The following is a 1,570-nucleotide window of genomic DNA, read 5'->3' on the forward strand; positions in this document are numbered from 1 at the left end:
GCGCCGACCGCGGCGAACTGGCGCAGGCCGAAGCGCTGTGCAAGCAGCAGTTGCATGCTGTCGGCCCGAATGCCGACGCTTACCATTTACAAGGCCTGATCAGCGATGCAAGGCAGGACGCCGTCGCCGCACGGCAGCTCTACCGGAAGGCAATCTACCTGCAGCCCGATCACCGCGAATCCTTGCTCCACCTGGCCGCCTTGTTGGCGGCGCAGGGTGACGACGCTGGCGCGCGGCGTTTGCAGGAACGTGCTGAACGTGCTGTAAGTACGCCACTGAAGCAGGCCGATGAGGAGCGCTCGCATGTCTGATTTCGCCTCCTCGCCGGTCGTCGTGGAAATCGCCGTCGACGATTGCTGGAATCGCATCGGGGTACGCGGCGACAACAGCTGCGTCAAATTGAAAGAATATTTCCGCTGTCTCAATTGCCCGACCTTCGCATCGGCCGCTTCGGCGCTGCTCGACCGGCCTGTGTTTGGCGACGATGCGAGCGCCGGCTTGTTTTCGCCGGCCGATGAAGGCGAGGCGCACGCGCGCGGTCGCGGCGATGCCACGGCATCGATGCTGGCGTTTCGCGTCGGCGCCGAATGGCTGTCGTTTCCGACCGCAGCCGTAGTCGAAGTGATCGAGGCGCGCGCGGTCCACAGCTTGCCGGGCCAGGCCAATCCTGCGGTGCTCGGGCTGACCAATATCCGCGGCGCGCTGAAGATCTGTGTGTCGCTTGCCCGCATGCTCGGCATGGCTGATGTCGCTTCAGTCAAAACTGCACAACGCCTGCTGGTGGTGGAACATGAACAGCAGGTGCTGGTGTTCCCGGTCGATGAAGTCGCCGGCGTCTATGGCTATGCAGCCGATGCCGTGCAGCCGCCGCCTTCGACCATGGCGCATGCCGGCATGACCTACACGCAATCACTGATCTCCTGGCGCGACCGGCAGCTCGGGCTACTCGACTGCAGTTTGCTGTTTTATGCCTTGAATCGGAGCCTGACATGAGTTCGCCCGATCTGCAGCAGATGACCATGCTGGAGTTGTTCCGACACGAAGTGGAAAGCCAGGTGCAGGTGCTCAATGCCGGCCTGCTCGAACTCGAGCGCCATGCCGGGGACATCGATCCCGGGCAATTGGCCGAGCCGCTGGAAGCTTGCATGCGTGCAGCCCATTCGCTCAAGGGCGCGGCGCGCATCATCACGCTCAACGCCGGCGTCAACGTCGCGCACGTCATGGAAGATTGTTTCGTACTGGCGCAGCAGGGCAAGCTGAGCTTGCGGCGCAGGCAGATCGACGCCTTGTTCAAGGGCGTCGACTTGCTGGTGCGCATCGCCAATGCGCCGGGTGGCGACGAAACCTGGGGCGACAAGGAAGGCAAGCCCGAGATCGACGCTTTCATGCTGGCGCTCAGTGCGGCGATGACCGACGACAGTGAAGACCAGGCCGATGAGCTTGTCGATACCACGCCGGTCGAGACGGCAGCGATCGACATCGCCATACCGGCGGCCACCGCACCAGCCGACTCCCGCGACGGCGCACATGCCGGCGGCGCGCAAGTCGCGCTCAACGAAGTGCGCGCGCC

The 1,570-nt window shown here is 64.0% G+C and carries 2 protein-coding genes and 1 pseudogene; all 3 read left to right on the forward strand.

Going from position 1 to position 1,570, the window contains the following annotated elements:
- Positions 1-311 (forward strand): annotated as a pseudogene (locus HLUSI_RS33180) (CheR family methyltransferase); the annotation flags it as partial.
- Positions 304-993 (forward strand): chemotaxis protein CheW, encoded by a 690-nt coding sequence (locus HLUSI_RS0124840; protein WP_016836507.1) that lies wholly within the window; start codon positions 304-306, stop codon positions 991-993. The pseudogene HLUSI_RS33180 and the gene HLUSI_RS0124840, both read left to right, overlap by 8 nt.
- Positions 990-1,570, forward strand: a 581-nt coding sequence (locus HLUSI_RS31170; RefSeq protein ID WP_193365594.1) for an Hpt domain-containing protein, incomplete at its 3' end; no start/stop codon positions are given. The genes HLUSI_RS0124840 and HLUSI_RS31170, both read left to right, overlap by 4 nt.

Source organism: Herbaspirillum lusitanum P6-12, from assembly GCF_000256565.1.
Classification (GTDB): Bacteria; Pseudomonadota; Gammaproteobacteria; order Burkholderiales; family Burkholderiaceae_D; genus Herbaspirillum; species Herbaspirillum lusitanum.

What these genes read in the sequence shown, in the direction of transcription:
- HLUSI_RS0124840 (WP_016836507.1), top strand. Translation starts at nt 304, where the DNA reads ATGTCTGATTTCGCCTCCTCGCCGGTCGTCGTGGAAATCGCCGTCGAC.